The 26,660-nt window shown below is 68.2% G+C and carries 26 protein-coding genes; 16 read left to right on the plus strand and 10 right to left on the minus strand.

The window, feature by feature from the left end; genetic code table 11:
* The first annotated feature begins 31 nt into the window (after positions 1–31).
* From hemA to ppk2, 4 genes are all read left to right on the plus strand, one after another.
* Complete coding sequence (gene hemA / locus AC5P9L_RS18840; RefSeq protein ID WP_005408187.1) at positions 32–1,315, plus strand: glutamyl-tRNA reductase; 1,284 nt, start codon at positions 32–34, stop codon at positions 1,313–1,315.
* Positions 1,293–2,375, plus strand: coding sequence for a peptide chain release factor 1 (gene prfA, locus AC5P9L_RS18845; RefSeq protein WP_024957328.1), 1,083 nt, complete (start codon positions 1,293–1,295; stop codon positions 2,373–2,375). Before hemA ends, prfA begins: the two co-directional genes overlap by 23 nt.
* A 5-nt stretch (positions 2,376–2,380) precedes the next feature.
* Positions 2,381–4,093, plus strand: a complete 1,713-nt coding sequence (locus AC5P9L_RS18850; RefSeq protein ID WP_165710206.1) for an O-linked N-acetylglucosamine transferase, SPINDLY family protein — start codon at positions 2,381–2,383, stop codon at positions 4,091–4,093.
* Between the two features lie 190 nt (positions 4,094–4,283).
* Complete coding sequence (gene ppk2, locus AC5P9L_RS18855; RefSeq protein ID WP_005408184.1) at positions 4,284–5,066, plus strand: polyphosphate kinase 2; 783 nt, start codon at positions 4,284–4,286, stop codon at positions 5,064–5,066.
* 575 nt (positions 5,067–5,641) lie between these two features.
* On the opposite strand, the gene AC5P9L_RS18860 is transcribed toward ppk2, so the two are convergent.
* Together AC5P9L_RS18860 and AC5P9L_RS18865 are read right to left on the minus strand one after the other, a co-directional pair.
* The gene (locus AC5P9L_RS18860; protein ID WP_111193810.1) at positions 5,642–6,211 is read right to left on the minus strand and encodes a TlpA family protein disulfide reductase; all 570 of its coding nucleotides are present in this window, start codon (positions 6,209–6,211) and stop codon (positions 5,642–5,644) included.
* A complete protein-coding gene (locus AC5P9L_RS18865; protein ID WP_005408182.1) occupies positions 6,208–7,482 on the minus strand; it encodes a YihY family inner membrane protein in 1,275 nt (424 codons plus the stop codon). Before AC5P9L_RS18865 ends, AC5P9L_RS18860 begins: the two co-directional genes overlap by 4 nt.
* Before the next feature lie 77 nt (positions 7,483–7,559).
* Between AC5P9L_RS18865 and wrbA the strand changes: the two genes are divergently transcribed.
* From wrbA to AC5P9L_RS18880, 3 genes are all read left to right on the plus strand, one after another.
* Positions 7,560–8,153, plus strand: a complete 594-nt coding sequence (gene wrbA, locus AC5P9L_RS18870; RefSeq protein WP_005408181.1) for an NAD(P)H:quinone oxidoreductase — start codon at positions 7,560–7,562, stop codon at positions 8,151–8,153.
* A complete protein-coding gene (locus tag AC5P9L_RS18875; RefSeq protein ID WP_005408180.1) occupies positions 8,150–8,485 on the plus strand; it encodes a DUF2069 domain-containing protein in 336 nt (111 codons plus the stop codon). Before wrbA ends, AC5P9L_RS18875 begins: the two co-directional genes overlap by 4 nt.
* A gap of 79 nt (positions 8,486–8,564) precedes the next feature.
* Positions 8,565–9,050 (plus strand): asparaginase domain-containing protein, encoded by a 486-nt coding sequence (locus AC5P9L_RS18880; RefSeq protein WP_010481766.1) that lies wholly within the window; start codon positions 8,565–8,567, stop codon positions 9,048–9,050.
* Between the two features lie 120 nt (positions 9,051–9,170).
* Here the strand turns inward: AC5P9L_RS18880 and AC5P9L_RS18885 are convergent, their stop codons facing one another.
* The 3 genes from AC5P9L_RS18885 to sufT form a co-directional block, all read right to left on the minus strand.
* Positions 9,171–10,913: a S8 family peptidase gene (locus tag AC5P9L_RS18885; RefSeq protein ID WP_165710205.1), complete on the minus strand. Its 1,743-nt coding sequence runs from the start codon at positions 10,911–10,913 to the stop codon at positions 9,171–9,173.
* A 452-nt stretch (positions 10,914–11,365) separates the two neighbouring features.
* Positions 11,366–12,460 (minus strand): branched-chain amino acid aminotransferase, encoded by a 1,095-nt coding sequence (locus tag AC5P9L_RS18890; protein WP_005412326.1) that lies wholly within the window; start codon positions 12,458–12,460, stop codon positions 11,366–11,368.
* A gap of 59 nt (positions 12,461–12,519) precedes the next feature.
* Entirely contained in the window at positions 12,520–13,071 is a 552-nt protein-coding gene (gene sufT, locus AC5P9L_RS18895; RefSeq protein ID WP_012479222.1) for a putative Fe-S cluster assembly protein SufT, read from the minus strand.
* Positions 13,072–13,193: 122 nt separating this feature from the next.
* Here sufT and AC5P9L_RS18900 point away from each other — a divergent pair, with 122 nt between their 5' ends.
* Positions 13,194–13,613 carry a hypothetical protein gene (locus AC5P9L_RS18900; protein ID WP_012479221.1) on the plus strand — a complete coding sequence of 140 codons (420 nt, stop codon included), beginning with the start codon at positions 13,194–13,196 and terminating at the stop codon, positions 13,611–13,613.
* Between the two features lie 290 nt (positions 13,614–13,903).
* On the opposite strand, the gene AC5P9L_RS18905 is transcribed toward AC5P9L_RS18900, so the two are convergent.
* Positions 13,904–15,364: an NAD(P)(+) transhydrogenase (Re/Si-specific) subunit beta gene (locus AC5P9L_RS18905; RefSeq protein WP_032130084.1), complete on the minus strand. Its 1,461-nt coding sequence runs from the start codon at positions 15,362–15,364 to the stop codon at positions 13,904–13,906.
* A complete protein-coding gene (locus AC5P9L_RS18910; RefSeq protein ID WP_005408173.1) occupies positions 15,361–15,681 on the minus strand; it encodes an NAD(P) transhydrogenase subunit alpha part 2 in 321 nt (106 codons plus the stop codon). The genes AC5P9L_RS18905 and AC5P9L_RS18910 overlap by 4 nt, the downstream gene beginning before the upstream one ends.
* 98 nt (positions 15,682–15,779) lie before the next feature.
* Here AC5P9L_RS18910 and AC5P9L_RS18915 point away from each other — a divergent pair, with 98 nt between their 5' ends.
* Genes AC5P9L_RS18915 through AC5P9L_RS18925 form a run of 3 tightly spaced genes read left to right on the plus strand, consistent with a single transcriptional unit; the run spans position 15,780 to position 17,152 of the window.
* Positions 15,780–16,364 carry an RNA polymerase sigma factor gene (locus AC5P9L_RS18915; protein WP_262101800.1) on the plus strand — a complete coding sequence of 195 codons (585 nt, stop codon included), beginning with the start codon at positions 15,780–15,782 and terminating at the stop codon, positions 16,362–16,364.
* Complete coding sequence (locus tag AC5P9L_RS18920; RefSeq protein ID WP_032130086.1) at positions 16,361–16,687, plus strand: hypothetical protein; 327 nt, start codon at positions 16,361–16,363, stop codon at positions 16,685–16,687. Before AC5P9L_RS18915 ends, AC5P9L_RS18920 begins: the two co-directional genes overlap by 4 nt.
* Before the next feature lie 3 nt (positions 16,688–16,690).
* A complete protein-coding gene (locus AC5P9L_RS18925) occupies positions 16,691–17,152 on the plus strand; it encodes a DUF3106 domain-containing protein (protein ID WP_111205160.1) in 462 nt (153 codons plus the stop codon).
* 179 nt (positions 17,153–17,331) lie between these two features.
* Here AC5P9L_RS18925 and AC5P9L_RS18930 read toward each other — a convergent pair whose 3' ends face one another.
* Positions 17,332–18,411: an NAD(P) transhydrogenase subunit alpha gene (locus tag AC5P9L_RS18930; protein WP_012479216.1), complete on the minus strand. Its 1,080-nt coding sequence runs from the start codon at positions 18,409–18,411 to the stop codon at positions 17,332–17,334.
* A gap of 51 nt (positions 18,412–18,462) precedes the next feature.
* Positions 18,463–20,784: a PacR family protein gene (gene pacR, locus AC5P9L_RS18935; protein WP_012479215.1), complete on the minus strand. Its 2,322-nt coding sequence runs from the start codon at positions 20,782–20,784 to the stop codon at positions 18,463–18,465.
* Between the two features lie 331 nt (positions 20,785–21,115).
* Here pacR and AC5P9L_RS18940 point away from each other — a divergent pair, with 331 nt between their 5' ends.
* From AC5P9L_RS18940 to AC5P9L_RS18955, 4 genes are read left to right on the plus strand one after another with little or no spacing between them, the layout of a single operon-like run.
* The gene (locus AC5P9L_RS18940; protein WP_005412319.1) at positions 21,116–21,697 is read left to right on the plus strand and encodes a nitroreductase family protein; all 582 of its coding nucleotides are present in this window, start codon (positions 21,116–21,118) and stop codon (positions 21,695–21,697) included.
* On the plus strand, positions 21,694–22,629 hold the full coding sequence (locus AC5P9L_RS18945; RefSeq protein ID WP_005408166.1) for a 5'-3' exonuclease: 936 nt from the start codon (positions 21,694–21,696) through the stop codon (positions 22,627–22,629). The genes AC5P9L_RS18940 and AC5P9L_RS18945 overlap by 4 nt, the downstream gene beginning before the upstream one ends.
* Positions 22,626–23,180, plus strand: a complete 555-nt coding sequence (locus AC5P9L_RS18950) for an NUDIX hydrolase (protein ID WP_062607743.1) — start codon at positions 22,626–22,628, stop codon at positions 23,178–23,180. Before AC5P9L_RS18945 ends, AC5P9L_RS18950 begins: the two co-directional genes overlap by 4 nt.
* Positions 23,173–23,970 (plus strand): N-formylglutamate amidohydrolase, encoded by a 798-nt coding sequence (locus AC5P9L_RS18955; RefSeq protein ID WP_062607744.1) that lies wholly within the window; start codon positions 23,173–23,175, stop codon positions 23,968–23,970. Before AC5P9L_RS18950 ends, AC5P9L_RS18955 begins: the two co-directional genes overlap by 8 nt.
* A 135-nt stretch (positions 23,971–24,105) precedes the next feature.
* On the opposite strand, the gene AC5P9L_RS18960 is transcribed toward AC5P9L_RS18955, so the two are convergent.
* Positions 24,106–25,524: an MFS transporter gene (locus AC5P9L_RS18960; RefSeq protein WP_005408163.1), complete on the minus strand. Its 1,419-nt coding sequence runs from the start codon at positions 25,522–25,524 to the stop codon at positions 24,106–24,108.
* A gap of 90 nt (positions 25,525–25,614) precedes the next feature.
* Here AC5P9L_RS18960 and AC5P9L_RS18965 point away from each other — a divergent pair, with 90 nt between their 5' ends.
* Positions 25,615–26,514 (plus strand): LysR family transcriptional regulator, encoded by a 900-nt coding sequence (locus AC5P9L_RS18965; protein WP_495230691.1) that lies wholly within the window; start codon positions 25,615–25,617, stop codon positions 26,512–26,514.
* Positions 26,515–26,660: the final 146 nt, after the last annotated feature.

Consider the following 26,660-nt stretch of genomic DNA (forward strand, 5'->3'; position numbering starts at 1 on the left):
TGGCCAGCAGCTTATCGCAAGCAACTGAACAATGACCCTGTGGGTGCTCGGACTGAATCACCAGACCGCACCGGTGGAGCTGCGCGAGCGCGCGGCCTTCGCCGGTGAGGCGTTGCCGCGCGCGCTCGGTTCGCTGCGCGATACTCCGCAGATCGCCGAGGCGGTGCTGCTGTCCACCTGCAACCGCACCGAGCTGTATGCCGTGGCCGATTCGGCACAGGCACTGGACCAGTGGCTGCAGGCCCAGGCCGGCGACCTGCAGGGCTACCTGTACCAGCATGCCGATGCAGAAGCCGTACGCCACCTGTTCCGGGTCGCCACCGGCCTGGACTCGATGGTGCTGGGCGAACCGCAGATCCTCGGCCAGGTGAAGGACGCATGGTCGACCGCGCGTGACCACGGCCTGCTCGGCCAGCGCCTGGACCGCCTGTTCCAGCAGACCTTCTCGGTGGCCAAGCGTGCGCGCACCGATACCCAGGTCGGCGCCAACCCGGTATCGGTGGCGTCGGCGGCGGTGCGCCTGGCGCAGAACGCGTTCGCGCGGCTGGACGATTCCACCGTGCTGCTGGTCGGTGCCGGCGAGACCATCGAACTGGCTGCACGGCACCTGAGCGAAGGCAAGGTACGCCGGCTGCTGATCGCCAACCGCACCCTCGCCCACGCGCAGGAACTTGCCAGCCGCCATGGTGGCGTAGCCTTGCCACTGACCGAACTGGACCGCCACCTGGGCGAGGCGGACGTGGTGTTCTCGGCCACCGCTGCGCGCGAACCGGTGATCCACCGCGAGATGGTGGCCAAGGCCCTGCGCGCGCGCCGGCACAAGCCGATGCTGCTGTTCGACCTGGCCGTGCCGCGTGACATCGAGGCGGAGGTCGGCACGCTCAACGACGCCTTCCTCTACACCGTCGACGACCTGGAGCGCGCGGTGGAAGACAACCGCCGCGGACGCCGCGAGGCGGCCGCCGAGGCCGAGGCGATCATCGACCTTCAGGTATCGCGTTTTATCGAGACCCAGCAGGCCAGCGCCCACCAGGCGCCGCTACGACAGCTGCGTGCGTTCGGCGAGGCCACCCGCACTGAACTGCTGGAACGCGCGCGCCAGCAGCTGGCCAACGGCAAGCCGGCCGACGAAGTGCTGGAACTGCTGGCGCACGGCCTGACCAATCGATTGCTGCATCCTCCTACCGCTGCCCTGCGCGCTGCCGCACTGAGCGGCGATGCCGACCTGACCCGCGCCGCCGAGCGCCTGTTCCCGGCTACGCCGGGTTACCGCCACCCACCCGTGAGACCCGATGACGCCGACCCTGCGCCGTAAGCTGGAAGCGCTGGCCGAGCGCCGCGAAGAACTGGAACGCCTGCTCGCCGAACCCGACGTGGTCGCCGACAACACCCGTTTCCGCGACCTTTCGCGCGAATTCGCCCAACTTGAACCGGTTGCCACTGCACTGGCCGATGAAGCACGTGCCAAGGCCGATCTGGCCGCCGCCGAAGGCATGCGCGCCGACCCCGACCTGCGCGAGCTGGCCGACGAGGAAATCGCCGCCGCGCAGGCGCGCCTGCTGGAACTGGAGCAGGAACTGGCGCTGCTGCTGGTACCGCGCGACCCGCGCGACGAAGGCAACCTGTTCCTGGAAGTGCGCGCGGGTACCGGCGGCGATGAAGCGGCGATCTTCGCCGGCGACCTGTTCCGCATGTACGCCCGCTATGCCGAGCGCCAGGGCTGGAAGGTCGAGATCGAATCGGACAATCCCGGCGAGCACGGTGGCTACAAGGAAGTGGTGGCACGGGTGGTCGGCCGTGGTGCGTTCTCGCGCCTGAAGTTCGAATCGGGCACGCACCGTGTGCAGCGCGTGCCGGCCACCGAATCGCAGGGCCGCATCCATACCTCGGCGGCCACCGTGGCGATCATCCCGGAGGCCGACGAAGTCGATGACATCGTCATCAACCCGGCCGACCTGAAGGTGGATACGTTCCGCTCCTCCGGCGCCGGTGGCCAGCACGTCAACAAGACCGAGTCGGCGATCCGCATCACCCACGTACCGACCGGCGTGGTGGTGGAATGCCAGACCGAACGCAGCCAGCACGCCAACCGCGACAAGGCGATGAAGCGCCTGAAAGCGCAGCTGCTCGACGCCGAGCGCCAACGCCAGGACGCGGCGCAGGCCGAGTCGAGGCGCCTGCAGGTCGGCAGTGGTGATCGCAGCCAGCGCATCCGCACCTACAACTTCCCGCAGGGGCGCATCACCGATCACCGCGTGGAGGGCCTGACCCTGTACGACCTGCCCAACATCCTGGCCGGCGACCTCGATCCGCTGCTGCAGCGGCTCAGCCACGAACACCAGGTCGACGCCCTGGCCCAGCTGTCGGCAGGCTGAGCACGATGTCGGCCTGGCAGCAGCGACAGCAACTGCAGCAAGCGATCGCCCGCCAGCCCGACGACTTCGTCGCCTGGGTGATGCTGGCCGACGTGGAACTGGAAGCCGGCGACATCGCTGCCGGCGAACAGGCCGCGCGACGTGCGCTGCAGCTGCGCCCGAATCACCCCGAAGCGCTGGCACGGCTGGGCCGCGTGGCGTGGATGGCCGGTGCACATGGCGATGCGGCCAAGCTGCTCGGCCAGGCCTCGGCATTGGCACCGCAGCATCCCGGCATTGCGCTGTGGCTGGGCCATGCACTGGAAGATGCCGATGATGCCGAAGGCGCGTCGGCGGCCTATCGACGCGCGCATGGGCTGATGCCGGCCGAGCCGTACATCGCCGCCCAGCGCCTGGCCTGGCAGCGTCGCCTGTGCGATTGGCAGGACCTGGACACGCTGGCGGCACAGGTGCGCGCCGCCGTTGCCAGCAGCCAGGGCGTGGTCGAGCCGTTCGCCTTCCTCAGCGAGGACGCCAGCGCTGCCGAACAGTTGGCCTGCGCGCACACCCGTGCGCTGGCCGTGACTGCCTCGGTGCGGCCATTGCCGCCGGCAACGGTGCGCCCGCACGGCCCGCTGCGCGTCGGCTTCCTCTCCAATGGGTTCGGCGCACATCCGACCGGATTGCTGACCGTGGCGCTGTTCGAGCAGCTGCGTCGCGACCCCGCACTGCAACTGCATCTGTTCGCGCTGAACCGCGACGACGGCAGCCGCATCCGCCAGCGGCTGCAGGCAGCGGCGCAGCTGCATGATGTGGCTGGCCTGCGACACACCGATACCGCCGCACGCATCCGCGCACAGGGCATCGACCTGCTGTTCGACCTGCGCGGCTGGGGCGGTGGCGGCACGCCGGAAGTGTTGGCGATGCGCCCTGCCGCGCTGCAGTTGAACTGGCTGGCCTATCCGGGCACGTCGGGGGCGCCGTGGATGGACGCGGTGGTCGGCGATGCCTTCGCCCTGCCGCCGGCACTGGAGCCGTGCTACAGCGAACGCGTGCTGCGCCTGCCACGAGCCTTCCAGCCGTCAGACAATACGCGCGTGCTGGAGCCTGCGCCGACCCGTGCGGACTGCGGACTGCCCGCGCAGGGCGTGGTGTTCTGCTGTTTCAACAACAGCTACAAGCTCAACCCGCGCAGCATGGGCCGTGCCTTCGCAGTGCTGCAGGCAGTGCCCGGCAGCGTACTGTGGCTGCTGTCCGGACCGGGCCAGGCGGACGCCCGCCTGCGCACGGCCGCGCAGGCTGCCGGCCTGGACCCGGCGCGCCTGGTGTTCATGGCCAAGCTGCCGCATCCGCAGTACCTGGCCCGTTACCCGCTGGCCGACCTGTTCCTCGACACGCATCCGTACAACGCGCACACCACCGCCTCCGATGCGCTGTGGGCCGGCTGCCCGGTGCTTACCTGCCCGGGTGACACCTTCGCCGCGCGCGTGGCCGGCAGCCTCAACCACCATCTGGGAATGGCACGGATGAATGTCGCCGACGATGCGGCGTTCATCACCACCGCCAGCGCGCTGGGCAACGACCCTGCAGCACTGGCGGCGTTGCGCGCTGAACTGGCACAGGCGCGCGAGCGCAGCGGGCTGTTCGACATGGACGGGTTTGCCCGCGATCTGTCGGCGTTGGTGCAGCAGCTGGCGCGCGAACACGGCTGGCTGGGAACAACCGAACCGACGGGGTAATGTCGGCTGGGTAATGTCGATTGGATGACGTCGACTGGGTAGAGTCGACTGCTGGTCGACTGCCCTCGGCAGGAAGCCGAAAACCCCGCGCTGCGCGCGATAGTCGACTGACCGTCGACTCTACCCGGCGTCGACATCGCCTGGGCAGCCCCTGCGCTACGCTCGGGCTTCCTCCCCGCGTGGTGTGACGATGGCCAAGCTCAAGCGCAAGGACTACGACGAACTGCTGCTGCCGCTGCAGCTGGAACTGACCGCCATGGCGCGCTGGGTGCAGCACAGCGGACAGCGCCTGCTGGTGCTGTTCGAAGGGCGCGACACGGCAGGCAAAGGCGGCGCGATCCAGGCCATCAGCCAGCACCTCAACCCGCGCCAGTGCCGGGTGGTGGCGCTGCCCAAGCCCACCGACCGCGAAGCCACGCAGTGGTACTTCCAGCGCTACGCCTCGCACTTGCCCGCCGCCGGCGAGATCGTTCTGATGGACCGCAGCTGGTACAACCGCGCAGGCGTCGAACGGGTGATGGGCTACTGCAGCGAGACCGAGTACCAGCAGTTCCTGCGCCAGGCGCCGGTGTTCGAACAGCTGCTGGTGGACGACGGCATCCTGCTGTTCAAGTACTGGCTGTGCGTGGACCAGGAGCAGCAGGAGAAGCGCTTCGCCGAGCGCCATCTCGATCCGCTGAAGGGCTGGAAGCTCTCCCCGGTGGACCTGAAATCCCGCAGCAAGTACAGCGCCTACACCGAGGCGCGCGAGGCGATGCTGCGCGCGACCCATCGCGAGGCGGCACCGTGGACGTTGGTGGATTTCAACGACCAGCGGCTGGGCCGGCTGACGCTGGTGCGCAACCTGCTGGACCGGTTGCCGGACACGCGCGTGGATGCACCGTTGCCGGAGCTGCCGAAGCTGAAGGGCAAGCTGCATCGCGAGCACTACGATGTGCTGAAGCCGATCGAGGACTTCCCGGTCGAGGATTAGGGTGGGTCGGCAGGGCCTGCGGCCCTGCACCTGCAGAGGCAACGACAACAGCCGGCTCTGGGAGTTTTGCTTGTTGGCTGGGGTGGTGTGGGTTGGCAGGACACGCCGTAAACCCATCCATGGGGGCTCGATGGCGCCATCCATGGCGCCAACGTTCCTGCCAACCCACACCGCCCCATCCCCGACGGATTTCCGGTGACGGAGGTAGATCCACGCCATGCGTGGATGAATCTCCATTGAAATCGATTATTTCGACAATTGAACGAAGAGCATCCACGCATGGCGTGGATCTACGTGTCGACCAAGGTCGACACCCATCAAGAGCAGGCCATGCATTCCGACAGATCGCGGAGAACTGTCGAAGGCGGGGTGGGTCCGGTGGCGGGGGCGTGAGCCGCATGGATGCGGCGACCGAGCTTACATGGACGTACTTGCAGCGCCCCCCGCCACCGGACCCACCCCGCCTACCCACGGGAAACCCCGCTTGGGCTGTTGCTTTTGCTGTTGCTGGGGTTGCCGGCCAGCGGCCGGCACTACCGCGGGTGCAGGGCCGCAGGCCCTGCCGCCCAACCCCATTACTTGGCAGCAGCGATCTGCTTTTCGATGTCGGCGGCCGTCACCGGGCCGAGGAAGGTGTGCGCCAGCTTGCCCTGTGGATCCAGCAGGTGCGTCAGCGGCAGGCCGCGCGGAGTGGCGAAATCGGCCGGCGGATCGAACGGGTCCACGATCACGATCGGATAGGTCACCGGATGCTTGGTCAGGAACGACTGCATTTCCGGCACTTCGATGTCCTCGTAGGCCAGGCCGACCACTTCGATGTTGCTGCGCATCGCATGCAGCGCCGACAGCTCGGGCATCTCCTTGCGGCAGGGCGCACACCAGGTCGCCCAGAAGTTCACCACCACCCACTTGCCGCGGTGCGCGGCCAGGTCGTAGTCGCTGCCATCCACCGCCTTCATCTTCAGCGTCGGGAATTCGGCGGTGGTGCGCTCGGCCGGGGCTTCCTCGACCGGTGCCGGTGCGGTCGGCGTCGGTGCCTGCGCCGGCGGTTGGCTGCTGGCCGGCGTCGGCTCCTGGGCCGGCTTGCAGGCCGACAGTGCCAGCAGCAGGGCCAGCGGGAGCAGCAACGGGGTCTTGCGGGTCATGGCATGTCTCCAGAGTCGGTATAGATATCGCTGACCTTGCGCTTCAGGCGTTCACGCAGGGGCAGTCGCAGATCATCCAGCGCCGCCAATGCGGCACGGCCCAGGCTGTCGTCGCGATACGGCAGATGCTGCTCGGCTACCGGAATGCGCAACTGGGTACATTCGTAAAGATCGGCAAGGCTGACCTGGTCCAGGTCGCGCGAGAGCAGCCATTCGCCACGTTCATCGCGGCGCAGCAGGCCGATCTCCTGCAGGTTGCAGGCCAGGTCCTGCAGCAGCGAATCGGTCAGCATCGGCTCCAGCCGCAGGATTTCATCGTCGGCCAGGCCCTTGCCCTTGGCACGGGCGTGGTGGAAGCGGCCGAGCAGGCGCAGCAGGCCATAGAACTCGTAGCCCTGCGGCAGGCGCAGTTCCACCGGCTGGTAGCGGAAGGCCGCCATCGACGAAGACAACGACGCGCCCAGCAGCACCGCCACCCAGCACAGGTAGATCCACAGCAGCAGGATCGGCACGAAGGCCACCGTGCCATACAGCTTCTGGTAGGACTGGAAGCTGCCCAGGTAGGCGCCGATACCCCACTTCACCAGCTCCAGGATCACCGCGGCCAGAATGGCGCCAGGCACTGCATGCCGCCACTTCACCGTGTGGTGCGGCACCACCCGGAACATCAGCGTGATGCAGACGAACTCGATCAGGATCGGCGCCAGCCGCAGTGCCAGTTCGGCCAGCCAGCGGCCCTCCTGGGTGCCGAACAGCGGCATCGCGAACACCCGCGCCGACACCGCCAGCGAAGCCGCCGCGAGCATCGCGCCCAGCGTCAGTACAGTCCAGTACACCAGGAAGCGGGTCAGCTTGGGCCGGGTCGAGCCGACCCGCCAGATCTGGTTGAAGGTTTCTTCAACACTGTTGAGCGTGATCAGCAGCGACACCACCAGCGCGATGAAGCCGGCGGCGGTGAGCTGGCCGGCACTGGCCGAGAACTGCCGCAGGTAGCCCTCGGCCGCGCGCGCGGCGTTGGGCACGAAGTTGGAGAAGACGTAATCGCTGAGCTGGTCGCTCCAGCGGTCGAAGACGGGGAAGGCCGACAGCACGCCGAACACCACGATGGCCAGCGGTACCAGCGCGAACACCGTGGTGTAGGCCAGCGCCGCCGCTGCCTGGAACAGGCGGTCGTCGAGGAAGCGATGCCACAGGAAGCGGCCGAAACTGATGGCCCGTGCGCGATCCCGCGCGCGCTCCATCCACAGGTTGAGCGTATCCAAAGGTTCCATCGGTGGAAGGGTACCCGATGCGGAATGCTGGCAGGATAGCCATACTGGCGACCACACGACGAGGAGAAGCGGGCACGATGGGCGAGATTCTGGTGCTGTACTACAGCCGGGGCGGTTCGGTGGCACGGCTGGCGCGCCAGATCGCGCGGGGCATTGGCGAAGTGCCGGGCATGAGCGCGCGCCTGCGCACGGTGCCGCCAGTGGCCGCCGTGACCCAGACCGCGCAGCCGCCGGTACCCGACGACGGCGCCCCCTATGTGAGCGTGCAGGACCTGGTGGAATGCCAGGGCCTGCTGCTCGGCAGCCCCACCCGCTTCGGCAACATGGCAGCCCCGGTCAAGCACTTCCTGGATGGACTGGGCGCCGAATGGGTCAATGGCACCCTGTCCGGCAAGCCGGCCGGCGTGTTCACCTCCACCGCCTCGATGCACGGCGGCCAGGAATCGACCCTGCTGTCGATGCAGGTGCCGCTGCTGCACCACGGCTGCGTGATCGTCGGCATCCCGTTCACCGAACCGGCGTTGAGCCACACCACCAGCGGCGGCACGCCCTATGGCGCCAGCCACGTGGCCGGTGCCGCCGACGATCCGCAGCCGACCGACGACGAGGCCGTGCTGGCCCGCGCGCTGGGCCGCCGGGTGGCCGACATCGCGCAGCGGTTGGCCCGATGAGCCGCCCGCCGCGCACGGTCCTGCTGCTGGCCCTGATGGGGCTGGCCGCGCTGTTCGCCGGCTGGTTCATCAATGACAAGCACTGGCTGGCCACCCAGCTGGTGTTCACCGCGCCGCCGCTGGCGCTGGCCTTTGCGCTGCGTCTGGGCTGGCGCAAGGCCGGGTTCTGGGCCTCGGTGCTGGCGCTGGGCTGGTTCAGCCACGGCGTGATGAGCGCCTGGAGCCACCCGGAAACACGCTGGCTGGCGCTGATCGAAATCGCCCTCGCCCTGCTGGTGATCTTCAGCGCCAGCCTGCCGGGGCTGCGCGCCCGCTTCGGCAAGCGACGCTGACGCTGCGCCCGCCGGGCCGTATCATCTGTGTCCCTGGCCCCGCGCCGCTGTACCTGTCCTGGTTTCGCGCATGCACATGATGGAAGAGCTCCTGGTCGTCACCACCGGTGGCACGATCGACAAGATCTACTTCGACGACAAGTCGGACTACCAGATCGGCGACCCCCAGATCGGCATGATCCTGCGCGAGCTGGGCGTGACGTTCCGCTTCAACGTGATTCCGATCCTGCGCAAGGATTCGCTGCACATCAACGATGAAGACCGCGAACTGATCCGCGCCACCATCGCCGCGCAGCCGACCCGCCACGTGCTGGTGACCCACGGCACCGACTCGATGGTGCAGACCGGCAAGGTGCTGGCGACGATCCCGGACAAGACCATCGTGATGACCGGCGCGCTCAGCCCGGCGCGGTTCCGTGGGTCGGATGCGGAGTTCAACATCGGCTGCGCGATCGGTGCGGTGCAGTCGCTGCCGAGCGGCGTATACATCGCCATGAACGGTCGTATCTTCGATCCGCAGCACGTGCGCAAGAACGTGGCCGCCAACCGCTTCGAGTCGGTCTGAGGAACAGCGTGCCGACCAAGGTCGGCACGCACCAAAGCGCTGCCCTTGCAAGGCCGGTACCTACCCAAAGAAGAACGCCCCGGCCTGAGCCGGGGCGTGCCCATGGAGAGGGGCTTGGGCTCAGTACTGGGCGTTGAGGGTCAGGCCCGAGAAGGTGCTGTAGGCCTTCACCCGCACATACCAGGTGCCGGCGGCAGGACTGTTGATGGTGCAGATCTCGCTGTTGCCGCTCAGGTACGGACGGCAGGTGTAGGTGGTATCGGTCGGGGCACTGCCTTGGCGCACATACAGGTCGGCATCACCGCTGCCGCCACTGATCGCGACGCGCAGCTGGGTGCTGCCGGCCGGAACCGCGACGGTGTAGTTCAGCTCGGCACCGGTCGCAGCGCCCAGGCCGGTCACCGGTACGTTGTTCTGCAGCACGTTGCCACCCGGGTTCGGGTTGCCGCCACCATTGATCGCTGCGGCCACGGCGGCATTGGCGTCGATGATGCCGGCGCCGCAACCACCCGAGCAGGCGCCCGGCAGCGGACGTGCCGTGCTCTTGATGATGCTCTCGACCTGCGCCGGGCTCAGCGGGCTCGGAGCGACCGACTGCATCAGCGCGACCACGCCGGCCACGTGCGGCGCCGCCATCGAGGTGCCGTTGTACGACGCGTAGGTCGCGCTGCCCGGCGTGGTGGTGCCGGTGTTGAGGGTGGACAGGATGCTCTGGCCCGGTGCCGAGATGTCGATGCCGGTACCGTAGTTGGAGAAGCTGGCACGTGCACCGGCTGAGGTGGTCGCCGCCACCGCGATCACGTTCGGGCAGTTGGCCGGCACCGACGAGGACACGTTGGTGTTGCTGTTGCCGGCGGCGACCACCACGGTGGTGCCACGGCCGACCGCGCCGTTGATCGCGTTCTGGTAGGTGGTCGAGCAGCTGCCACCGCCGCCCAGCGAGAGGTTGATGACTTCGGCCGGATTGGCGTTGGCCGGTACGCCGCTGACGGTGCCACCGGACGCCCACACGATCGCATCGGCGATGTCGGAGGTGTAGCCGCCGCACTTGCCGAGCACGCGCACCGGCACGACCTTGGCATTGAACGCGGTACCTGCCACGCCGGTACTGTTGTTGGTCACCGCCGCCACGGTGCCGGCAACGTGGGTGCCGTGCCAGCTGGAGTTGGAGGCCGGGATGCCCGAGCCACACTCGTTGGCGCCGTACCAGTCGCCTTCGTCGTTCGGATTGTTGTCGCGGCCGCCGCCATCACGCGCCATCGCGGCGTCGCTGATGAAGTCATAGCCCGGCAGGATGTTGGCGTTGAGATCGGCATGGTTGGTGATGCCGGTATCGATCACGGCCACCACCACGCCGGTGCCGGTGGCCTTGTCCCAGGCCGGCCGGATGTTGATGCCGGCATTTGAGGTGCCGAAGCCCCATTGCTCGCTGAAGCGGGTGTCGTTCGGGGTCAGCGTCGCGCGCATGATCTGGTCGACTTCGACGTATTCCACGTTCGGGTCGGCGGCCAGCTTGCGCATCAGCAGTTCGGATTCGGCCTGGTCGAGCGGACGGTCGGTCTTGACCAGGGTCGGGCCGACGGCCAGCTTGCGGACCTGCTGCAGGCCCAGCGCGCGGCCCTGGCTGCTGGCCAGGCCGGCGGCGGCCGTCTTCAGCGACGAAGCCAGCGCAGTAGTGTTGGCCACGGCGGCGCTGCCGTCGCGGTACTTGACGATGAAGCGCTGGTGCGTCGGCGCGGACTGCAGGCCGCTGAGCTGGACATCACCGGCCAGCGCAGGCGTGGCCAGCAGCAGCGATGACAGAACGGACGCACCAAGGACCACCCACACTCGACGCACACGCGGTTGCGTTACCTGGGACATCGTATTTCCCTTTCTTGTGGTGTGAATGCCGGAATCGGCAGAAGCACCGGCCCGAACCCTGGGCTGGCTTGCATTGGCGAGGTTCGAAGTCCGGTGAGTCAGCGGATCCCCCTAACGATCCGCCGTGCAGATGACGCTAATGGCCGAAACCGGACACCACAAGATTTTCAGCGTCTTTTCAGCAAGATGAAATGTTCGTTCTGAGACTTTTCGGGTCGAGGGTTTGTGAAGGTGAAGGAACCTTCTCGTGTCCTGCACAGACCTGACTGGGCCGTCACGTGTCCTGGGATGACTATGCCGACATCGGCGTTCGCTGATTCGGGGTCAGATCCCTTTTCCCATGGAAAAGGGATCTGACCGCAGGCCCCACAACGCAGAAAGCCCGTCACGGGGACGGGCTTTCCGGAAGCGCCGCCGAGCGCGGGCTCGACGCTACAGTTCAGCGTGGGCGATCAGCCCAGCTTGACCAGCCAGTTGTGGCGGTCCGGCAAGCGGCCGTACTGGATGTCGGTCAGTTCCTTGCGCAACGACATGGTCACTTCGCCGGCCGGCGCGTTGATGTCGCCCACCGAGAAGCCCTCGCCCTTCAGCTGGCCGATCGGGGTGACCACCGCCGCGGTGCCGCAGGCGAACACTTCGCTGATCGCGCCGGAGGCCACGCCGTCCTTCCACTCGTCGATGCTGACCTTGCGCTCTTCGACCTTCATGCCACGGTCGCGGGCCAGCTGCAGGATGCTCTCGCGGGTGATGCCCTCGAGGATGCTGCCCGACAGTTCCGGGGTCACCAGCGTGCCGTCCTTGTAGACCAGGAACACGTTCATGCCACCCAGCTCTTCCAGGTACTTGCCTTCGACCGGGTCGAGGAACAGCACCTGCGAGCAGCCCTGTGCCTGCGCCTTCTGCTGCGGCAGCAGCGAAGCAGCATAGTTGCCACCGCACTTGGCGGCACCGGTGCCGCCCTTGGCCGCACGCGCGTATTCGGTGGACAGCCAGATCGACACCGGGGCAACGCCCTTGGCGAAGTACGGGCCGGCCGGGCTGGCGATGACGTAGTAGCCGGCCTTGTGCGCGCCACGCACGCCGAGGAAGGCTTCGTCGCCGATCATGAACGGACGGAAGTACAGGCTGGACTCATCGGCCGACGGCACCCAGTCACTGTCGACGGCGATCAGCTGCTTCAGCGATTCGACGAAGATCTCCACCGGCAGTTCCGGCAGCGCCAGGCGCTGCGCCGAACGCTGCAGGCGACGGCCGTTGGCATCCGGACGGAAAGTCCAGATCGAGCCATCGGCATGGCGGTAGGCCTTGATGCCTTCGAAGATTTCCTGGCCGTAGTGCAGCACGGCCGCGGCCGGATCCAGCTGCAACGGGCCGTAGGCACGCACGTTGGCGTTGTGCCAGCCGGCATCCTTGTCCCAGCGCACTTCCACCATGTGATCGGTGAAGTGCAGGCCGAAGCCCGGCTTCTCCAGGATCTTGGCGCGCTCTTCAGCGCTGCGCGGGTGGTCCGAACGGGTAACGGCGAAGCTGGGGATGGACTGGGACACCGGAGGATTCCTGTTCTGGTTGCGGGTAGTGCCGGGCCCGCGTCACTGCGGGCCCTGGGTCAAAGCATGCCGGTCTCGAGCCGGGCCGCCTCGGACATCATGTGCTGGTTCCACGGCGGGTCGAACACCAGGTCGACGTCGGCCTCGGCCACCGTCGGGATCATTTCAAGCTTGCTGCGCACGTCGTCGACCAGGATGTCGCCCATCCCACAACCCGGTGCGGTCAGGGTCATCTTCACGTCGATCTCGCGCTGGCCTTCGTCCAGGTGCTTGATCTCGACCTCGTAGACCAGGCCCAGTTCGACGATGTTCACCGGAATTTCCGGGTCGAAGCAGGTGCGCAGCTGCTGCCACACCAGCTGTTCCACCTGTTCATCAGTGGCGTCGGCCGGCAGTTCCAGCGGTGCCGGTGCCTCCTTGCCGATGGCGTCGCCGTCCTTGCCGGCGATGCGGAACAGGTTGCCCTCGACGAACACCGAATAACTGCCGCCCAGCGCCTGGGTGATGTACCCATAGCTGCCGGCGGGCAGGGTCACGGTATCGCCCTGCGGGACCATCACGGCCTCGCAATCGCGCTCGAAGTGGACAGGTTCGCTGCTACGGGAATACATGGGGACCGATATGGGGCCGTGGCCGGGGCCACGCAAGACGGCATTCTAGCCCAGCCGCTCCGGCACCGCCGGTGCACCGCCGCAAACCACAGTATCCTGTGGGTGATCTTCAGGGAGCTTCGATGTCCTCCAATGCCGCGCGTGCCAGGGCCGTGACCTGGCTCTGGCCCATCATGCTGTTGCTGGGCCTGGTTGTTGCTCCCCTTGCCTGGATGGTGCTGGCGCTGATGACCGGCCGGCAGGTCGGCTGGATGGCGGTACTGACCGCCCTGGAACTGGTGTTCATGCTGCGCATGGGTACGCTCGGCCCGGGCCGGCTGCGCATCGTGCTGGTCGTGGTGGGCACCCTGCTGGTGGCCGCCGTGGCCAACTGGACCATCGCCAGCGCCTGGATGGGCGGCTCGATCGGGCTGGACCTGTGGGACGCCACGATGCGGATGGGCCCGCACCTGGCCTGGACCCTGATCACCCTGGCCAATGGCGCGGTGGAGTGGCTGTGGCTGGCCGTGGCCGTGGCCGTAGGCGCCTGGCTGGCGCGCTGAGCGCGCCGGTTGCCACGCCCGCCGGGGACATGCAGGTAGATCCACGCATGCGTGGATGGGATGGTAGTGCCGGCCGCTGGCCGGCAAACGCGTGCGGACCAGGGCCCGCACCCACCCGATGTAGCCGCCACACGTGGATGCGGTAGTGCCGGCCGCTGGCCGGCAAACGCGTGCGGACCAGGCCCCGCACCTACCCGATGCAGCGGCCACGCGTGGATGCGGTAGTGCCGGCCGCTGGCCGGCAAAGGGGTCAAAGCCCATTCCTGCGGAAAGGGATCCGCCCCCGGTCCTCAATGCCCGCCGTCGAGCGCCTTCAGTTCGCTCACCAGCGAGGCCGCCGCTTCCGCACCATCGCCGTACAGCATGCGGGTGTTGTCGGCGTAGAACAGCGCATTCTCGATGCCGGCAAAACCGGTGCCCTTGCCGCGCTTGATCACCACCACGTTGCGCGCGTTGACCACATCCAGCACCGGCATGCCGTAGATCGGGCTGGCCGGGTCGGTACGTGCCACCGGATTGACCACGTCGTTGGCACCGATCACCAGCACCACATCGGTGTTGGCAAATTCCGGGTTGATGTCGTCCATGTCGGCGATCAGGTCGTAGGGCACACCCGCTTCGGCCAGCAGCACGTTCATGTGCCCAGGCATGCGCCCAGCCACCGGGTGGATCGCGAACTTCACCTTCACCCCGCGCTGGCCCAACCGCTGCGCCAGCTCCCAGATCTTGTGCTGGGCCTGCGCCACCGCCATGCCATAACCGGGCACGATCACCACGCGTTCGGCGTAGGCCATCATCGCCGCGACGTCCGACGCTTCAATCGGCTTCTGCGCGCCAGTGATCGCCTGCGCTTCGCCGCCGGCACCGCCGCCGAAGTTGGAGAACAACACGTTGCGGATCGGCCGGTTCATCGCCTTGGCCATCAGCCGGGTCAGCAGGATGCCCGCCGCGCCGACCATCATGCCGGCGATGATCAGCGCCTCGTTGCCCAGCACATAGCCTTCGAACGACACCGCCAGGCCGGTGAACGCGTTGTACAGCGAGATCACCACCGGCATGTCGGCGCCACCGATCGGCAGCGTCATCAGCACGCCCAGTGCCAGTGCCAGCACGAAGAACGCGACGATCGCCCAGGTGTTGAGCGTGCTGGCCGCGATGATCGCCAGCACCACCACCGCCAGTGCCACCAGCAGGTTCATCACCTGCTGGCCCGGCCAGGTCACCCGCTTGTCCAGGCGGCCATCGAGCTTGGCCCAGGCAATCACCGAGCCGGACAGCGACACCGCACCGATGGCCGCGCCGACCACCGCCAGCAGCAGCACCATGCCCGAGGGTTGGCGGGCAGCGAGGTCGGCCAGCGCCTGTGCGCTCCAGTGGCTGGTATCACGGTTGGCGAGGAAGGCGTAGCGCAGCAGTTCCACTGCACCGATGGCCGCGGCCGAGCCGCCGCCCATGCCGTTGTACAGCGCCACCATCTGCGGCATGTCGGTGATGGCAACCTTGCCGGCCGACCACCAGGCCAGGCCCGCGCCCAGCAGCAGCGCCACCAGGATCAGCGGCACGTTATGCAGTTCGGGCAGGAAGAACGTCGCCACCGTGGCCAGCAGCATGCCCAGCCCGGCCCAGCGGATGCCGCTGCGCGCGGTCAGCGGCGAGGCCATGCGCTGCAGGCCCAGCAGGAACAGCGTGGCGGCGACGAGGTAGCTGGCCTTGACCAGCCAATCGAGCAGTTCGACGGTGCTGATGTTCAAGCCTGCGGCTCCTTCGGCTCGTCCTTGCCGCCCTTGGGCGCGCTCGGCTTGAACATTTCCAGCATGCGCGCGGTGACCACGTAGCCACCGGCGGCGTTGCCAGCACCAAGCACCACGGCGAGGAAGCCCAGAGCTTTCTCCAGCGGTGTCTGCGCGTGCCCCAGCACCACCATTGCACCGATCAGCACGATGCCGTGGATGAAGTTGGAGCCCGACATCAGCGGGGTATGCAGGATCACCGGCACCCGCGAAATGATCACGTGGCCGGCGATGGCTGCCAGCATGAAGATGTACAGCGCTACGAACCCGTCACTCACCGGCAACGCTCCTGCTCTGTCTTCGTCGTCCCATCATAACCATGGGCTGAACCCGGTGCGCGCCCGGCGTCAACCGAAGCCGCGCTCACGCGTTGTCGATGGTGACCCCGAGCGAGGAACCGTACCCTGTGCTGGTGAGCAGCCCCGTCCCCCCGAGCGCCGAGACCGATGCCCTGCCGGCGTCGCTGGAGGCGTTCCTGGCCAGTGCTGGCCCGCGCGCGTTCCGCTTCGCCGAGGCCGGCCTGCGCCAGCGCGAAGACGCCATGGACGCGGTGCAGGACGCGCTGCTGCGCATGCTGGACTACGCCGACAAGCCGGCTGCCGAATGGGCCCCGCTGTTCTGGAGCATCCTGCGCCGGCGCGTGATCGACGTGCAGCGCCGGCGCCGCTTCCGACTGCCGTTCTGGCGCGACAACCAGGACGCCGACGGCGGCGAGATCGACTGGGCCGACCCCGGCCCGGACCCGGCACAGGCGCACGAACAGCGCCAGCAGTACCAACAGCTGGTGGACGCGTTGCGCCGCCTGCCCGCCCGCCAGCGCGAGGCCTTCACCCTGCGCGTGCTGCAGGACCTGGACGGGGCCACCACCGCCCGCGCCATGGGCTGCAGCGAAGGCGCGGTAAAAACCCATCTGGCACGCGCCCGCCAGGCGCTGCAGGATTATCTGGAGACCCACCCGTGAACCGCTCCCTGCCTTCCGATGACACCCTGCGCAGCCTGCACGCGCAGTCGCTGCACGCGCTGTCGCCGGCAACGCTGGCCCGGCTGCGCCAGGCTCGCCACGGCGCCACGGCCGCCCATCGCGGGCGCTGGCGCTGGTGGCTGGCCAGTGCCTGTTCACTGGTGGTGGCACTGGGTATCGGCCTGCAGTTCACCGGCCACGGCACCCTGACGGGCCCTGCGCCGGCACCTGTGCTTGCCTCGGCGGAAGACAACAGCGCGCTCTACGACGAAAATCCCGATCTGTACCTGTGGCTGGGCGATACCGACCTGGCGATGGAGTGAATCATGTCCCGACTGCACACCCTGCCCCTGCTGATGACCCTGTTGCTGCTGCCGGCCCTCCCGGCGCTGGCGCAGAGCGCCGCGCCCGCCCCTGCGGCACGCCCTGCGCCGGCCACGCCGCTGCCGGCCTGGGAACAGTTGAGCGAAGCGCAGCGGGAATCGCTGCTGGCGCCACTGCGCGACCGCTGGAACAGCGCCGATGCCGGCCAGCGCCAGCGCATGCTCTCGCATGGCCAGCGCTGGCAGACGATGAGCCCGGAGGAGCGCGACAAGGCCCGCCGTGGCCTGCGCCGCTTCGAGCACATGAGCCCGGAACAGCGTGAGCAGGCCCGGGCCCTGTTCGGCCAGATGCGGGAACTGCCGCCCGCGCAGCGCGACGCACTGCGCGAGCGCTGGTCGCAGATGACGCCGGAACAGCGCAAGGACTGGGTGCGCGAGAACCCGCCGCCGGCGAAGCCGCGCTGAAACGCCGCGGGGAACGGGGTCAGAGCCCTTTGCTGAGGCAAAGGGATCCGACCCCTGGCAGATTCCGGGGAACGGGGTCAGAGCCCTTTGCTGAGGCAAAGGGATCCGACCCCTGGCAGATTCCGGGAACCAGGGTCAGAGCCCTTTGCCAGAGGCAAAGGGATCTGACCCCATGTCGTTCACGCCTGCCAGCGTGTCTTCGCCAGCAGCTCGTCTTCCCAGTCGAAACCAAGCTGCCCTTCGCGCACGAACAGCGCGACGAAGTTGAGCAGGTTGCGCGCATACATCTCGCTGGCCTGGGTGGCGCCGCGGCTGGCAAGGCCCAGCGGGCCATCGATGGTCACGCCCTGATGCTCGATGCACTGCCCCGGTTGGGTCAGTGCGCAGTTGCCGCCGCTCTCGGCAGCCAGGTCCACGATCACGCTGCCGGTGGCCATGCCCTCCACCATCGCGGCAGTCACGATCGTCGGCGCCGGTCGCCCCGGTACCGCTGCGGTGCAGATCACCACATCCACGCTGCGCAGGTGGTCGGCCAGGCGGCGCTGCTGCTCGGCACGCTCTTCATCGGTCAACGCGCGCGCGTACCCGCCTTCGCCCGCCGCGCTCACCCCCAGGTCGAGGAAGCGCGCGCCCAGCGACTGGATCTGCTCGCGGGTTTCCGGACGCACGTCGAAACCTTCCACCTGTGCACCGAGACGCCGGGCAGTGGCAATGGCCTGCAGCCCCGCCACGCCGGCACCGATCACCAGCACCTTGGCCGGACGCACGGTGCCGGCAGCGGTGGTCAACATCGGGAAGAAACGTGGTGCGCGTTCGGCGGCGATCAGCGCGGCCTTGTAACCGGCCATGCCGGCCTGCGAACTGAGCACGTCCATGGCCTGCGCACGGGTGGTGCGCGGCAGCTGCTGCAGCGGGAACAGGTGCAGGCGGTCATCGGCAGCCAGTGCCGCCAGGCCCGGATCACTGGCCGGGGTCAACAGGCCAACCACGGTGGCACCCGGCTTGAGCTGTTCAAGCACCGCCGCCGGCGGCGCCTGCACGCACAACAGGATGTCGATTTCGGCCCAGCGCCCGGCGTCGAATGCGCGGGCACCGGCGTCGTCATAGGCTGCATCGGTGAAACCTGCGGCCAGACCGGCACCGGCCTCGTACCAGACGGTAATGCCGAGGGCGCCGAGCTTGCGCGCGGTTTCCGGCGTCAGCGCCACGCGCCGTTCGCCCGGCGCGGTCTCCTTGATCCCCAGCAACGCCACGGCCATGCAGGTCCCCGCTGATCGGTGAGTTTTCCCGATCCTAGCAGGCGGCTCCACTCAGTGCAGCGTGGCGCTGCCCGGGTCCAGCCGATCGATCACACCCTGCATCGCGCTGTCGAACGCACCGTCATCCACATGGGCGCGCAGACGTCCCAGCCGCACCATCACCGCCAGTTCCTCCGGCGAGGCCACGCAGAAGCGCACGCCGCGACGGTTGACGAACAGCAGGCGCGAGGAAATCGGGCTGACCCAGGACAGCTTGCCGGCCTGCACCTTGCCGTCCTTGTCGACGAAGTCCAGCCAGTTGCCGATCTCCATGCGACGGAAGCGATCGGCGTCGGCATTGTCGAAATCATCGGCATCGATCTGCCCGCCCAGCTCGACCGCCGGCGATTCGGCCACCGGCGGGGTCGGTAGTGCCACCTGCGGCAGTTCCGGCAGCGCGCGTTGCAGTTCCGGCCGCGATTCGGCAATGCCCTGCAGGGTGTCATGCAGGGCATCGATGGCACCGGTGGCGGCGTCGCCATGCACGCCCACGCTGGCGAACACCTTGGCCAGCACCGGCTGCCAGGCCTGCAGCCACGGCTTGCCGACAATCTGGCGGCGGGCCTCGGCCACTTCCTCCAGCAGCCCGTCGCCCAGGCTCAGCGCTTCGGCCACCGATGCGCCCTCCTCGCCCTCGCGCAGCAGCGCCAGGGTCAGGTGGTGCTGCCATGGCTGGCGCAGGAATTCAGCGATGGCCGGCGGCAGGGTGGCATCACCAATGCGGCGGTCCAGCTCGGCACCGGCACGGGTACGGGCCATTTCCAGCTTTTCCTGGCCACGCTGCGTTTCGGCGGCGCGACGCTCGGCGATTTCCACGCGGCGACGATGCTGCACGAGGAACTCGCGGAATTCTTCTTCCAGGGTCAGGAAGATCGCCAGGTTCTCGTTGAACTCGGCGACCAGGCGCTCGATGATCTCCTCGACCTTGGCCATCAGCATGCGCTCGGCCTGGCTTTCGCCGGTGTTGCCTTCGCAGGCCTCGGCCAGCGAGTTGAGCAGCTTGCGCGCCGGATGGGTCTTCTGCACGAACATGCGACGGTCGAGCATGGCGACCTTGACGAACGGCACCACCAGGCGGCCGATCAACTCGCGCGAGCGGCCTTCCAGTTCGCGCTCGTCCAGCATCACGTCGAACAGCATGCCCACCAGGTCGATCGCATCCTCGTCCTGCGGGTCCAGCCGGGTCTGGCCCGGGTCGACACCGAGACGGGTGGCGCTGGACAGCACTTCGCTCTTCAACCGCTGCGCGAGTGATTCGCCGTCCTCGCCGATCGCTGCACGCAGGGTCGCACTGGGCGTGGCCTGCAGCAGCGACAGCACCGACATCATCTCGCGCTGGCTGAGCGGACGCTGCTGGCCGATCGCCACCTGTGCGGCCGACGTCGCGTCCTCGCGCACGTGGCGGGTCTGCTGCAGCAGTTCGTGCAGCGCCTCCAGCAGCATGCCCTGCTGGCCCGCATGGGCCTCGCCGGTGCCGCTGCCTTCGGCGCCCAGGTGCTGCTGCATGTGGCCACGCCGCTCGGACCAGCGTGCGGCAAAGCGCTGCGCCCAGGCCGGCGCGGCCTGCTCGTCATCACCGAATTCGCCGTCCAGGCCCGAGCCCGGGCGCTGCTCCACCAGGTCATCCAGGCCCGAGGCCATGCGCGGGTCGGGCGCGGCCGACGGCGGACGCCGCGGCGCCCCCATCTGCGACATCACCCCGGCCGCGGCCAGTTGCTCGTCCAGCTTCTCGTAGATGCGACCCACCGGCGCGCGCAGGTCACGCTCGCACAGCTTGATCAGCACCAGGTGCACTTCCGGGGCCAGTTCACAGCCGGCAAAGGCTTCGTGGATGGCCACGCCCAGGTGTTCGGGGCTGATGGGATTATGGTCGGCATCCAGTTCGGCGCCACCGACCAGACGGCCCAGGCGACGGTCGAGCCGCGCCAGCACCGGCTTGAAGTCACGCAGCAGCACCGTGGCGAAATTGCGCACCGCCAGCCGCGACTCCAGCACGTGCTCGGCCAGCAGGCTCAGGCCATCCTCGGCTGGGCCGGACAGCGTCGATTCGGCCGACATGGGCTCACCACTGGCCAGCGCATCCCAGGCCCGCTGCAGGTGGCCAGAGAAGGCACCGGCAATGTCCTCGCGGCGGCGGCGCAGTTCGCGCATCGCATCCAGGAACAGCAGCTGCGACGAACCGGCATTGCCGGCCCGGTCGAACAGGGCATCGTCGAAGCGCGCCAGTGCCGCGCCAAAGGCCTGGCACAGCGCGGGCAGGACCATGTCCCGGGCACGCTGGAGCTGGGCCGGGTCACGACCCGGCGATCCCATCGGTGTGGGCGCGCTCATCATTCGGGAAGGCTCCCCACCTTCTCTGGTACGACAGACAACGTGGACATCGCGACGACCGGCACACCCCATGTACCGGTACGTCGATGGTAGGCCGGCCAGCCCGTCACGGACAGTGAAACAGTCCTCACTTCAAACCTCATGACCGGCGGCCCGGCAAGGTAGATATCGTAAGCCGTGCAAGGCCTGCGAGGCGAGGGGAAGCGGCCGCCCGTTTCCCGCCAGTGGCATGACGTTCATCACAATTTGGTATTCAAAGGCCAGACGCGACACAGACGGTGTCTTTGACCACCCCGACTATAATCAAACCTTCGTGATGACCGGTTCAGACTCCATGCCCGACCCCGCCGCCCTGCTCGCCCTGGATGCCCGCCGCTCTGTGCCTTCGCGGCAACTGGCCGAGCCCGGCCCGGACCCGGCCACCCTGCAGCGGATGCTGGCTTCGGCAGTGCGCGTGCCCGATCACGGCAAGCGCGTACCGTTCCGCTTCCTGAAGATCGCCGGCGATGCACGTCACACTCTGGGCGACTTCCTGGCCGAGCGCAGCCGCCAACGCGACCCGCATGCGGGCGAGGCCGTGTTCGAGAAGGATCGCCAGCGTTTCAGCCATGCGCCGCTGGTGATCGTGGTGGTGGCCAGCCCGCGCCCGGACCCGAAGGTCCCCGAGCAGGAGCAGCTGATGACCGCCGGCTGCGTCTGCTTCGCCCTGCTGCAGGCCGCACAGGCGCTGGGCTTCGGCGCGCAGTGGCTGACCGCCTGGATGGCCTTCGACCCCGCCGTGCACGCCTACCTGGGCCTGGCCGAGGGCGAAGGCATCGCCGGTTTCATCCATATCGGCACGCCGAAGGCCGCTGTGCCCGAGCGCGAGCGTCCGGACCCTGCCACCCTGCTGCGCGACTGGACGCCTCCGGCATGACCCTGCCGGTACCACCGCCGTCGCTGTACCTGGTCGACGCCAGCATCTATGTGTTCCGCGCGTGGCACTCCCTGCCCGACCAGTTCCAGGACGCGCAGGGCTGGCCGACCAATGCCGTGCACGGCTTCGCCCGCTTCCTGCTGGACCTGCTCGAGCGCGAACGCCCGCGTCACATCGCCATCGCCTTCGACGAAGCGCTGGACAGTGGCTTCCGCCACCGCCTGTACCCCGCCTACAAGGCCAACCGCGACCCGGCGCCGGAGGCGCTCAAGCGCCAGTTCGTGCACTGCAAGGCGCTGTGCGCAGCATTGGGCCTCGCCGTTCTGGCCCACCATGAATACGAGGCTGACGACCTGATCGGAAGCGCCCTGCATGTGCATCGTGGCAGCCACCGCGGCGTGATCATCTCCGCCGACAAGGACCTGTCGCAGCTGCTGCTGGATCACGACGAGCAGTGGGACTACGCACGCAACCAGCGCTGGAACGTGGCCGGAGTGAAGGCGCGGCACGGCGTGCACGCGCACCAGATCGCCGACTACCTGGCGCTGTGCGGCGATGCGGTGGACAACATTCCCGGCATCAGTGGCGTCGGCAGCAAGTCCGCCGCCGTGCTGCTGGCCCATTTCGGCAGCATGGATGCGCTGTACGAACGCCTGGACGAAGTGCCGTTCCTGCGCCTGCGCGGCGCCGCCCAGATGGCGGTGCGCCTGCGCGAGCAGCGCGAGCACGCCCAGCTCTGGCGCCAGCTGACCACCATCGCGCTGGACGCGCCACTGGAAGGCAGCCAGCCCGGCCTGTTGCGCCAGGCGGCCGATCCCGAGCTGCTCGGCGGCCTGTGCCAGACCCTGCGCTTCGGCCCGATGACCCGCCGCCGGCTGTTCGATGCCGCCGGCGTGCCCGATATTCTTCCCACCCACAGCGAGCCCGCATGAGCCAGCGCAACACCGAAGCCCCGCGTGTCGTCTATGAAGGCAAGTACCAGCGCATGCTGGTGCGCGGCACCTGGGAATACAGCGAACGTACCCACGCCGGTGGCCTGGCCGCGATCATCATCGCCGTCACCCCCGAGGACAACGTGCTGTTCGTAGAGCAGTTCCGCGTGCCGCTGCAGGCACCCACCATCGAGATGCCGGCCGGCCTGGTCGGCGACATCCACGCCGGCGAATCGATCGAAGTCTCGGCCGTGCGCGAACTGGAAGAAGAAACCGGCTGGACCGCCGATCACGCCGAAGTGCTGCTGATCGGCCCGACCTCTTCCGGCGCCAGCAGCGAGAAGATCGCTTTCGTGCGCGCTACCGGCCTGCGCCGCGTTGGCGAGGGCGGTGGTGACGACAGCGAAGACATCATCGTGCACGAGATTCCGCGCAGTGAGGCAGCGGCCTGGCTGGTGCAGAAGATGGGCGAAGGCTACGAGCTGGACGCCAAGCTCTGGGCCGGGCTGTGGATGATCGAGCATCACCTGGACGGACGCCCGCGTGGCTGACGCCGACCTGCACGCGCTGCCGGCGCTGCTCGGCGCCGACGACCCGGCGATCCATACGATCCACCGGCCTCAGGGTGCCTCGCCGTACCTGATGCTGGCCGATCATGCCGGCCAGCAGGTGCCGCGTGCCCTCGCAGGCCTGGGCTTGCCGCAGGCCGAACTGGACCGCCATATCGGCTGGGACATCGGCATTGCCGGCACCACCCGCGCACTGGCCGAACGGCTGGATGCCTGGGCCATCGAACAGACCTATTCGCGGCTGCTGATCGACTGCAACCGCCCGCTGGCCTCGCCGACGCTGATTCCGGAGGTGAGCGACCACACCGTGGTGCCGGGCAATGCCGGGCTGTCGGCGGCACAGCGGCAGCAGCGTATCGATGCGATCCACGCGCCCTACCACGCGCGCATCGACGCGGAACTGGATGCGCGCCGAGATGCCGGCCGCCCCACCCTGCTGGTGATGATGCACAGCTTCACTCCGGCGATGAACGGCGCGCAGCGACCGTGGCATGCCGGCGTGCTGTACCACCAGGACACGCGCTTCGCCCATGCCTTGCTGCAGGCACTGCGCGAGGAAGGCGACCTGGTGGTTGGTGACAATGAACCGTATTCGGTGAGCAGCACCAGCGACTACGCAGTGCCGGTGCATGGCGAAGGCCGCGGGCTGGTGCACGTGGAACTGGAAATCCGCCAGGACCTGATTGCCGATGTGGCTGGGCAGCAGGCGTGGGCGGAGCGGCTGGCGCGGATCTTCAGCGCATTGCAGCCGCAGTTGCTGGCGTTCGGTTGAACGCGCGTGGATCCATTCCGGATCGGTAGTGCCGGCCGCTGGCCGGCAACCTCAGGGTAGTTGGATCATTGCATTGCCGGCCAGCGGCCGGCACTACCGCAGGCGTGGCACATCCACCCACGGCAGCGCCTTCAATCATGCATCGCTGACCGGGCAGACGGTGGCGGCCGATTCGACCGGCGCCGGGCGCAGGCCCAGCGCGATCACCACGCCGAGCGCGGCGAACAACGCGGCGCCGTACTGTGCATTGACCATGCCTTGCAGGGCGTCGGCACTGGTTGCGGCCTGCGTGCCGCGCGCGGCGTTGGCCACCATCACCAGCACCGCCAGTCCCAACGCGCCGCCGATCTGCTGGGCGGTGGCCGCCATGCCGGACGCGACGCCTTGCTGCGGACCCGGCACGCCCTGCCCGGCCACGATCCACATCGCTGTCCAGCTCATGCCCTGGCCGATGCTGAGCACCACGATGCCCGGCAGCAGCGGCCAGTAGCTGGCACCGTGCGGCATCGCCAGTGCCACCGCGGCAATGCCGATGGCACCGGCGGCGAAGCCCCAGGCCAGTACCTGCCTTGGCGAACGGCGCCGCAGCATGCGTTCGGCAATACGGATGCCGAAGGTGCACACCAACGTCGGCAGCAGGAAGGCCATGCCGGCCTGCAGCGGGCTCCAGCCATAGCCATCCTGGAAGTAGAGCGCCAGGAAGTAGTACTGCACGCCATAGCTGCTCATGAAGGCGAAGGTCAGGCCGAGTGCCGCGCGCAGGCCCGACAGGCGCAACAGCGAAAACTGCATCAGCGGGTCACGGCTGCGTTTTTCGATCTGTACGAACACCGTCAACAGCACGGCTGAAAGCAGCAGGCAGATCAGCGTGGCCGGTGCCGTCCAGCCCCACTCCGGCCCTTGAACCAGGGTAGTGACCAGCAGGCTGCCGCCGGCGGTGACGGTCAGGCAACCGGCCAGATCGAAGGAGCGGCCGCGCACCCTTGGACCATCGGACGGCAACCACGCACCGGCTGCGACCGCGCACGCCGTGGCCAGCGGCACGATCACCGCCAGCACCGCCGGCCAGCCGAACGCCTGGGTCAGCACTCCACCGAGCAGCGTGCCCAGCGCCAGGCCGACCGCACTGGCCATGCTCCAGATCGCCAGCGCGCGGTTGCGCACCGGGCCTTCGGCGTACAGCGTGTTGATCAGTGCCAGCGTGGCGGGGAACAGCAGGGCCGCACCGACGCCCTGCGCGGCGCGCGCGATGATCAACAAGGTGGCATTCGGCGCCAACGCACCGAGCAGCGACGCCAGTGCGAACAGCAGCATGCCCAGCCGGTAGAAACGGCGACGGCCAATCAGGTCGGCGGCGCGGCCACCCAGCAGCAGGCTGCCACCGAACGCCACGGTGTAGGCACTGACCACCCACTGCAGCTGCTGCGCGTTGATCTGCAGCGCGCGGCCCATGTCATGGAGGGCGACGAAGATGATGGTGGCGTCCAGGGCGATGATCAGCTGCGCGGTGGCCAGCAGGGTCAACGCCCAGCGCGGGTATTTGAGGGGAGGCATCGGCGGTCTGGATCGATGGGGGAGCGCAGTCTCATTGATGCGGGCCAATCAATAAACCCCTGCCCGACCATATCTGTCATGATTTTCGGCATGAATGGATCCTCGTTGGACCTCAATGCCGTGCGCATGCTGGTGCAGGTGGCCGAGGCACGCAGCTTCACCGTCGCTGCCGGGCAGCTGGGCCTGAGCCAGTCCGGCCTGTCGCGCGCGATCGGGCGGCTGGACGCCACGCTGGGGGTAAAGCTGCTGCAGCGGAACACCCGCAACGTGGCGTTGACCCCGGATGGCCGCCAGTTCGTGGAACAGGTGGCACCGCTGCTGGCCGGCCTGGACGATGCCGAGCGGCAACTGGCCGACCGCCCGTGCACGCCCTCGGGTACGTTGAAGATCAGTGCGCCGTCGATGTTCGGGCGCAAGGTGCTGGTGCCGATGCTGGCGCCATTACTGGAACAGCATCCGCAACTGCAGGTGGAAGCCGTGCTCAGCGACCGCCTGGTCGATCTGGTCGAGGAAGGCTTCGATGCCGCGCTGCGCACCGGCGTCATCGCCGACCAGCGCATCGTCGCGCGGCCATTGCGGCCGCTGCGCTGGGTGACGGTGGCCAGCCCCGCGTATCTGGCCCGCTGTGGCGCACCGGACGATGTGGCCGCGCTGCAGGATCACGCCTGCCTGGCGGTGCGCAACCTGCGCAGTGGCCGGCTGGTGGACTGGCAGTTCCTGCAGGACGGGCAACTGCGCGAGTTCACGCCGCCGACGCGGATGGTGTTCGACAGCGGCGATCCGCTGGTGGAAGCGGCCATCGCCGGCATCGGCATCGTGCAGGTGATGGATTTCGCGGTGGCCGATGCCTTGGCCGACGGCCGCCTGCAGCGCGTGCTGCAGCCGTTCGAGGGCCGCAGCCGCGCGCTGTCACTGATCTACCCGCCGTCGCGCCAGCATTCGCCGAAGCTGCAGGTGCTGGCCGACGCATTGCTGGCCGGGGATTGGTAGCGCCGGCCGCTGGCCGGCGCCTGCAGGAATCCACCCGTTTCAGGTTTGCCGGCGAGCGGCCGGCACTACCAGTCTGTGGTCGATCCACGCCATGCGTGGATGAGGGTGGGTAGCGCCGCGCATGACCCGGCGCTACCGGTGCGGCG

This window comes from Stenotrophomonas sp. YJH_SMC_64 (genome assembly GCF_059371375.1).

Coding starts and splice junctions, on each gene's coding strand:
- hemA (WP_005408187.1), top strand. CDS start 32: ATGACCCTGTGGGTGCTCGGACTGAATCACCAGACCGCACCGGTGGAG.
- prfA (WP_024957328.1), top strand. CDS start 1,293: ATGACGCCGACCCTGCGCCGTAAGCTGGAAGCGCTGGCCGAGCGCCGC.
- AC5P9L_RS18850 (WP_165710206.1), top strand. CDS start 2,381: ATGTCGGCCTGGCAGCAGCGACAGCAACTGCAGCAAGCGATCGCCCGC.
- ppk2 (WP_005408184.1), top strand. CDS start 4,284: ATGGCCAAGCTCAAGCGCAAGGACTACGACGAACTGCTGCTGCCGCTG.
- AC5P9L_RS18860 (WP_111193810.1), bottom strand. CDS start 6,211: ATGACCCGCAAGACCCCGTTGCTGCTCCCGCTGGCCCTGCTGCTGGCA.
- AC5P9L_RS18865 (WP_005408182.1), bottom strand. CDS start 7,482: ATGGAACCTTTGGATACGCTCAACCTGTGGATGGAGCGCGCGCGGGAT.
- wrbA (WP_005408181.1), top strand. CDS start 7,560: ATGGGCGAGATTCTGGTGCTGTACTACAGCCGGGGCGGTTCGGTGGCA.
- AC5P9L_RS18875 (WP_005408180.1), top strand. CDS start 8,150: ATGAGCCGCCCGCCGCGCACGGTCCTGCTGCTGGCCCTGATGGGGCTG.
- AC5P9L_RS18880 (WP_010481766.1), top strand. CDS start 8,565: ATGGAAGAGCTCCTGGTCGTCACCACCGGTGGCACGATCGACAAGATC.
- AC5P9L_RS18885 (WP_165710205.1), bottom strand. CDS start 10,913: ATGTCCCAGGTAACGCAACCGCGTGTGCGTCGAGTGTGGGTGGTCCTT.
- sufT (WP_012479222.1), bottom strand. CDS start 13,071: ATGTATTCCCGTAGCAGCGAACCTGTCCACTTCGAGCGCGATTGCGAG.
- AC5P9L_RS18900 (WP_012479221.1), top strand. CDS start 13,194: ATGTCCTCCAATGCCGCGCGTGCCAGGGCCGTGACCTGGCTCTGGCCC.
- AC5P9L_RS18915 (WP_262101800.1), top strand. CDS start 15,780: ATGGTGACCCCGAGCGAGGAACCGTACCCTGTGCTGGTGAGCAGCCCC.
- AC5P9L_RS18925 (WP_111205160.1), top strand. CDS start 16,691: ATGTCCCGACTGCACACCCTGCCCCTGCTGATGACCCTGTTGCTGCTG.
- AC5P9L_RS18930 (WP_012479216.1), bottom strand. CDS start 18,411: ATGGCCGTGGCGTTGCTGGGGATCAAGGAGACCGCGCCGGGCGAACGG.
- pacR (WP_012479215.1), bottom strand. CDS start 20,784: ATGATGAGCGCGCCCACACCGATGGGATCGCCGGGTCGTGACCCGGCC.
- AC5P9L_RS18940 (WP_005412319.1), top strand. CDS start 21,116: ATGCCCGACCCCGCCGCCCTGCTCGCCCTGGATGCCCGCCGCTCTGTG.
- AC5P9L_RS18945 (WP_005408166.1), top strand. CDS start 21,694: ATGACCCTGCCGGTACCACCGCCGTCGCTGTACCTGGTCGACGCCAGC.
- AC5P9L_RS18950 (WP_062607743.1), top strand. CDS start 22,626: ATGAGCCAGCGCAACACCGAAGCCCCGCGTGTCGTCTATGAAGGCAAG.
- AC5P9L_RS18960 (WP_005408163.1), bottom strand. CDS start 25,524: ATGCCTCCCCTCAAATACCCGCGCTGGGCGTTGACCCTGCTGGCCACC.
- AC5P9L_RS18965 (WP_495230691.1), top strand. CDS start 25,615: ATGAATGGATCCTCGTTGGACCTCAATGCCGTGCGCATGCTGGTGCAG.